Raw genomic sequence first — 6,927 nt, 5'->3', positions numbered from 1 at the left:
GCTCAGGACTTCGCGGCTGGGGCTGCTGTAGCTGGCCGGTGTCTGGGCATAGCGCAAGGCCTCGAAGGCGTCCAGCACGCCGGCGCCGCAGCTCTCGGCGCTGCAGCTGCAGCGCGCGTTATTGCCGTTCACGCCGCATTGCCCTAGGGCGGGCGCGCTGATATGCGGCCTGGCCGTGCGGCGCAGGCCGCTCTCGATCTGGGCCAGGCTCAGCCCCGGATTCAGCGCCCACATCAGCGAGGCCGCGCCCGCCACCTGGGGGGCGGCAAAGCTGCTGCCGCTGGCGGCGGCGTATTCCACCCCGCTGCCATCGGCGCGGAAGCTGGTGGAGACGATGCCCCCGTCTGCCAGCTCCGGATCGCAGGTCCGGCCCGCGGCCGCATCGCCACCCGGTGCGGCCAGCGCGACTTGCGGGCCGAAGCTCGCATAGCTCGCCTTGAAACCTTGGCGGTTCAGGGCCGTAACGGCCAGCACCCCGGGGCAGTTGGCCGGCCGGCCCACGGCACTGCGGGTGTTGCCGGCTGCGGCCACAATGAGCACGCCGCGTGCGCGCAGCTCGTCGATGGCGGTGATATAGGCGCGTGCCGCCGCCGCCACATTGGCGTCGGGATCGCTGGGATTGCAGGAGGCCACGCCCGCCACGCCGATCACCAGGATGCGCGCGGGATGGGTGTTCAGCGGGGCGCCCGCCACCGGCAGGCCGGCGGCCCAGCGCATGGCGTCCACCATATCGCCGGCCGCGGCGCCGCATTTGCCGGCCACGCGCACGGGCAGGATGCGCGCCTGCCAGTTGATGCCGGCGACGCCCAGACCGTTGTTGCTCGCCGCGCCCAGCTGTCCCGCGATCAGGCTGCCGTGCCAGGTGTTGCTTTCCTGAACGGCGCAGCCATCCCACAGCGCCGGATTGGCGTCGCGTTCGGCCCGCGTGAGCGCATCGCCCAGATCCGTGGGGTCGTTGTTGCGGCCCACGCCATTGCCGGCGTACTCGGGCTTGCTGATGAAGTTGTAGCCCGGCAGCAGCAGGTTGGGCCGGATCTCGGGGTGATCGCGCACGCCCGAGTCCAGCACCGCAATCACGGGGGCGGCGCCCGAGACCGGGGCGCCGGTGCTCAGGTCCCAGGCACGCGGAAAGTCCGCCAGGCCGGCATTGCCGCTGCTCTGGGCACTGCCCAGCCACCACTGCTGGCTGGCGTAGAGCGTGTCATTGGGGCTGCGGGCCTGGCTGCTGTGGGACATGCAGGCCAGCAGGGCGCCAGCCAGAAGCAGGGCGCTGCGGCGCCGCAGCGCCTCACGCGAGGTCGGGAAGAAGGTCAACATGCGGTCACCGTAGCCCGAAGGGATGAATGCCGCGTGACAAGCGGCGCATCCGACCGGGCGCTGTGGCCCGGAAACCTCTGCTGGCGAAGCTCACATGGCCCGAACGGCTCATGGTGAAGTCAAGTCTTCAACGATCGGTCATTCGCCCTGCCTATGCTGCGCCGCGAAAGCAATAGCCGTGAGCGCCGACGCGGCGTGACCCACACACAAGCAGAGGGAATAGCGATGCAATCCATCTCGACCGAGACCCCGGCGCAGGCCGAGCCTGCCGCGATGCAGGCGCATGCCGGGGCCCTGGCCACCGCCGTCTCGCTGCAGGGAGGCAGCCAGATGGAGGCCATCGTCCGGGCGGCGCAGACGGCCCTGGAGGTGCGTCGGCGCTACCAGTTTTTCGTCTGGAGCCAGAGCAATCTGCAGGTGCTGCTGCCGCACCACCTCATCGTTTGCGGCGCCTACAGCCGCCAGCACCGCGAGCTGCGCTACGAGGTCTTCAACAGCCTGGTGCTGCCGCCCGTGCTGATGGAGGCGCTGGTGGACGGGCGTGGCCCGCTGATGCAGCTGCTGCAGGGGCAGTGGATAGAGCAGCGCGGCAAGCCCGCCCAGCTCGCCGTCGAGGCACTGGAGGGCGCGGCCCTGCAGCCCCTGCGTGAGGCGCTGGCGCAGGGCGGCTACCAGGACTTGCTGGTACACGGCGTGTCGCGGCCCCAGCGGCCCAGCGAGCTGGAGAGTTTTTTCATCCTCAGCAGCACCGGCCGCGCCAGCGACCCCGGGCAGCGCCAGATGCTGGAGCTGCTGCTGCCGCATCTGCATGCCACCTGGCTGCGCGTGCAGACGGTTGAGCGCGAGTTTGGCGAGCCCGCCCGCGCGCCTTCGCCGCGCAGCGTGGACCCTTCCGGCATCACCGAGCGCGAGCGCCAGATCCTGAGTTGGCTGCGCGAGGGCATGAGCAACCAGGAGATTGGTGAGGTGCTGGGCATCAGCGCGCTCACCGTCAAGAACCATGTGCGCAAGATCCTGCGCAAGCTGCATGCAGCCAATCGCGCCCAGGCTGTGGCCAAGGCCATGAGCATGCAGCTGCTGGGCCCCATGTCGGGCGAGGGCGGCTTGTCCTGAGCATGGGCTGAATGGCGCTCATGAGCCTTTGGGCTCATGGGTGGCGCCCGTGAAATTCTTCACACAGCCTGTTCAAGATGGCGGTCGTGGAGCAGGAGGGGCGCCAAGCCCCCCTGCGTTGTCCCTGAGTTCTTTGTCCCCCCGGGACGCCTCCCTTGGCGGGAGCGTCCACCGCCCGACGGCGGCCGCCGCGATATCTGGCAAGCGCCTCCCCCAGCCCGCACAGGCCCGGGGAGTCCGACCAGATACCGCCAGTGGTTGCTCCTTAGGCGGCGCCCCGAGTCCTGCCGTGTTGGTGTTTCACCGGCCCCGGCGTTCGCGGCGGCACTGTCCTCTCGAGTTCTAACCATTTGTGGAGAAACTGTTCATGAACAAGACGATGAAGCTGATCGCCGCCGCCGCGGCCCTGGTCGCCGCCGTGCCGGCAATGGCCAAGATTGAGGTGGGCAACGCCCCCGAGCTGGCCCTGGTGGTGTTTGACGACGTCAACAAGGTCTCTTTCACCAAGGACCTGGGCACCTTCGCCGATGCCTTCAAGACCCAGTTCGACGGCCACAACAAGCCGGCCTCGCTGAGCTGGACCGTGTCCGGCGATGCCAACTGGGACACCTTCCTGAGTGCGGCCAATGTCAGCAACCTGAAGTGGACCGTGCTGGGCTGGGATGACATCGGCGGTGGCGCCGTGGGTCAGAAGCGCCTCTTCACCACCGCGCTGAACACGCCCAAGAACCTGGCCGCCATCCCCAACTGGACCAACCAACAATTCCAGAACGCGATCAGCGCAGGGCAGCTGGGTTCCTTTTTTGGGCCGGTGAATGAGTCGGGCACCCACAAGTCGCAAGCCAACGGTTCCAGTGTCAATTTCGACACCGATGCTGGCAATGCCTACTTCGGTTTCCCTGGCAGCGGCGAGTTCTACAACAACCTCGCCACCTTCTCCAACGCCAATGCCGTGGGTCAGTCCTCGGAGTTCTTCTACCTGACCCGCTCGGGCACCAACCAGCTGAACAAGGTGCTGGTGGACCGTTTTGAGAGCGTGGGCGGCGTGGCTTCCACCTTCACCTTCAGCAACCAGGGTGGCAATACCGTGCTGATGGCCGCCGCCGTGCCCGAGCCCAGCACCTACGCCATGCTGCTGGGCGGCCTGCTGGCTCTGGGTCTGGTGGTGCGCCGCCGCACCAACGACCGTCGCTGAGCGAACGCTCGATTCAGGCCTTTCAAGAGCTTCCCGCCCGCCCCTCTGGCTTTTGTGCCCTGCGGGGCGGGCTCTCCCCAGACTTTATGGATGACTCCATCATGATGAAGATTCGCGCTATTGCCTTGGCCGCTGCGGCCATTGCTTCCGCACCGGCCGCTTTTGCCGCCCCCGCGGTGAACCCTTATGACGCTGGCACCGTGCAGATTTACATGTCCGGCGCTTCCGCCCTGCGCGCTGCCGTGGCCGGTCTGGTGCTGAACGATGTGTGCGGCGGTTCGGCCACCAACAGCAGCACCACGCTCTACAACGTGGCTGAAGCCGGCACCGGCTTCAGCTTCAACGGCAACCTCTGGGCCATCACTTGCCGCGTCACCGCCGCTGGCGGCGCCCTGGTGGGCCTGCCCGGCGACACCCCCGTCGCCTTCTTCAAGAGCGATGCTGGCGGCTCCGCCCAAGGCGTGTTCCCGGTCTATTTCGGCGATGCCCGCCCCTTCGTGGATGTGGCCGATCTCAGCAAGTGCGCCCAGACCACGGCTGACCGTGTCTACACCTCTTGCTCGCTCACCCGCAATGTGCGCCCCATGGTCGGCGTCTCGGATGTGGAGCCGGGCCTGTTCACGGGCATCAATGTGCCTGCCGACCCGGTGGATCTGGATGACGATGCTTATCCTTCGTCTGGTCTCTCCGCTGGCCAACAAGGTGAGTTGACCATCAAGCCCGTGGTGCAGACCGTGTTTGGCATTGCCGTCAACACCGCCCTGTACAACGATATGTTCGCCAAGCAGGGTCTGGCCGCGCGCAAGGACTTTGCTGGTGTGGCCTGCTCCACCTCGTCGACCGACGAGCCCTGCGTTCCCAGCATCGGCTATGCCGAGGCTCGCAGCCTCTTCGCTGGCACCGAGGCCAACTGGCGCCTGCTGAGCGCCAATGCCGCCAAGCTGGACACCCAGGTCAATATCTGCCGCCGCGTGGCCGGCTCCGGCACCCAAGCCGCCGCCAATGCTCATCTGATGGGGCTTCCTTGCAATGCTTACGGGGTCAGTCCCGCGACGGTGGACTCCTCATCCTCGGCCGCGCCGGAGTACATTTCGGCCTTCACCGGCAAGACCGTCAGCGGCAAGTCCCTGGCCACCTATCTGGTTGACAATATGGGCGGTGGTGCCGGCAACGGCCCCATGCCCAGCGGCAGCACCTTCGTCTTCGAAGGCCCCGGTACTGGTGACGTGACCAACTGCCTGAACGCCGCCGAGAAGGCCAAGGGTTACGCCATCGGCCATGTGTCCCGCGAGAACGTGCCCGCTAGCGGCGCCAACTGGAAGCATGTGCGCCTGGAAGGCACCTTCCCCTCGCGCGATGCCGCCAAGTCCGGCCGCTATGACTACTTCTTCGAGTCCACCGTGCAGTGGAAGACGGACTATGTCTCTGGTCTGAGCGCTGCACAGCAGACCTTCATCCCCAAGCTGGCCGAGCGTATGGCCAAGCCCGACTCCCTGGCTCGCCTGAGCAGCGCCAACCAGAACGGCGTGGCCGCCTTGCCGGAATCCTACGCCGGTGAGTTCGGCGTGGGCTCGGTCAATGAGCTCACCTTTGGCTCCCGCGTGACCCGTGCCGGCAACAGCTGCCAGCCGGTGACCGCCGTCAAGTGATGGGCTGAGCCAGGGCAGCACCTCGTGGCGGCCCGGAGGGGGCCGGGGCCTGCAAGGGCTCCGGCACCCGATTGACTTGGTGCTGTCCGCCTGCGGCGGCGGCATCGCATGAGAGAACCTTCGGAAATGAAGTACATCGCCTTACCCGCACTCGCGCTCTTGATATGTGCTGTGAATGCTCACGCGGCCATTGGTAGTGGCGGCGGCTCGCAGCCGGGCGCGGTAACTGGGGCGAAATACGCCAATGGCCGTCCGGTGCTGAACAACCCCGAGTTGTTTTTCTCGGTCTTTGATCCGGATGCCAAGGTCTCCTACACCCTGGACCTGGGCCTGGATGTGGACAGCTTCTGGATCAATGCCCAGCAGGATGCCGGCATGCAGTGGTTCAAGCCGGTGGACGATGCGAACTGGGACAATTTCCTGAGCATGAGCAGCCGGGAAAAGCTACGCTGGGTGGTGTTGGCGGCCGATAACAACGGCGGCACCTTGGCGGGGCAAAGGCGTCTGTTCACGACCCTGACCCAAGGTACCGAGGCCAAGCTGCGCGACTGGACGAACCAGGACTTCACCAACGCCATTGGCGACGCCGTTTTCGAAACCTTCATCAAGTCGGCGAATGAAAGTGGCACACATACCGTGCCTCTGAATGACTACGCGAGCAATGGCAGCCATGTGGCCACATCCCTGGACGCCAACAAGCGGGCTTACTTTGGCAAGCAGGCCAGCGGGACCTCGCTCGATGAGAGCCTCAACGGACAGACTACCCAGAGGGCGGGCTTCACCGTGGGCAATAGGCTGGACGAGTCCTCCTGGTTCTACTACGTCACACGATCGGGGACCAGCCAGCTCGGCAAGGTGACCGTCGACGAGTTCGACAACCTCGGCGCCGACGGCTACTGGGGCTTCACCTATGTGGACCCCGCCAAGGACGCCAGCTCGCCCTATGCCGGCAAGTTCTTGTTGAGCTACACCCTGGAGAAGGCCGGTGTGAAGGCCACGACGGCGGCGGGCATGCTGCGCATGAGCCTGACCGACTATCTGGCCGCCGATCGCTTCCTGCCCCTGCTGCTGCAGCAGGGTTCGCTGGCCGGCGAGTACCAGGGCTACCGCCAGAGTTCTCTGGTGCTGCCGGATGGCGGCCTGCCCGACCTGCCCGGCCTGGGCGGCACCAACAGCGTGGCGGCGGGCCTGAGCCCGGTGAGCGCCGTGCCGGAGCCCGCCAGCTGGGGCCTGATGGGCCTGGGCCTGGCCGGTCTGCTGGCCTGGCGTCGCCGCCAGCAGGCGGCGGGCGGCTGAAGCCCAGCCGGGCCGCCTTCTGGTGGCCCTGATGCCTTTCCCTGCGCAAGACCTGTCCCCCGATCGGCGGGGCAGGGCTGGCCTGTGCCCGGGCGCTCGCGCCGGGGCCTGAGTCCCGTAGTCCTAAAGGGCCACACCCCCTCCATCGGCGCGTCACCGCGCTTGACCACACTGACCGCCATGAGCACTGACGCAACCTCGCCGCGCGCGAGGTTTTCTTCTCCTACCGTCTTGCAGGTCGCGCTGTGCGCCGCCCTGGGGCTGTCGGCCGCCGGGCTGGCGACGGCCCAGAGCCAGCCAGCCGCAGCGACAGCGGCCGCAGCGACCGCTGCTGCCGCGCCGGCGGCCGATCCGCGC

The 6,927-nt window shown here is 67.1% G+C and carries 5 protein-coding genes; 4 read left to right on the top strand and 1 reads right to left on the bottom strand.

The window, feature by feature from the left end; genetic code table 11:
- A partial coding sequence (locus ACK5F2_RS11445) for a S8 family serine peptidase (protein WP_409864738.1) occupies nt 1–1,317 on the bottom strand: 1,317 nt, incomplete at its 3' end.
- Nucleotides 1,318–1,542: 225 nt separating this feature from the next.
- Here ACK5F2_RS11445 and epsA point away from each other — a divergent pair.
- From epsA to ACK5F2_RS11425, 4 genes are all read left to right on the top strand, one after another.
- Entirely contained in the window at nt 1,543–2,430 is an 888-nt protein-coding gene (epsA, locus tag ACK5F2_RS11440; RefSeq protein WP_409864737.1) for an XrtB/PEP-CTERM-associated transcriptional regulator EpsA, read from the top strand.
- Between the two features lie 367 nt (nt 2,431–2,797).
- On the top strand, nt 2,798–3,625 hold the full coding sequence (locus ACK5F2_RS11435; RefSeq protein WP_409864736.1) for a PEP-CTERM sorting domain-containing protein: 828 nt from the start codon (nt 2,798–2,800) through the stop codon (nt 3,623–3,625).
- Nucleotides 3,626–3,726: 101 nt separating this feature from the next.
- A complete protein-coding gene (locus ACK5F2_RS11430) occupies nt 3,727–5,274 on the top strand; it encodes a hypothetical protein (protein WP_409864734.1) in 1,548 nt (515 codons plus the stop codon).
- 171 nt (nt 5,275–5,445) lie between these two features.
- Nucleotides 5,446–6,570, top strand: coding sequence for a PEP-CTERM sorting domain-containing protein (locus ACK5F2_RS11425; protein WP_409864733.1), 1,125 nt, complete (start codon nt 5,446–5,448; stop codon nt 6,568–6,570).
- Nucleotides 6,571–6,927 lie beyond the last annotated feature (357 nt).

The organism is Roseateles sp., assembly GCF_046300915.1.
GTDB lineage: Bacteria > Pseudomonadota > Gammaproteobacteria > Burkholderiales > Burkholderiaceae_C > Kinneretia.
This window is presented reverse-complemented; position numbering and strand designations above follow the sequence as displayed.

What these genes read in the sequence shown, in the direction of transcription:
- ACK5F2_RS11430 (WP_409864734.1), top strand. Translation starts at nt 3,727, where the DNA reads ATGATGAAGATTCGCGCTATTGCCTTGGCCGCTGCGGCCATTGCTTCC.
- ACK5F2_RS11435 (WP_409864736.1), top strand. Translation starts at nt 2,798, where the DNA reads ATGAACAAGACGATGAAGCTGATCGCCGCCGCCGCGGCCCTGGTCGCC.
- epsA (WP_409864737.1), top strand. Translation starts at nt 1,543, where the DNA reads ATGCAATCCATCTCGACCGAGACCCCGGCGCAGGCCGAGCCTGCCGCG.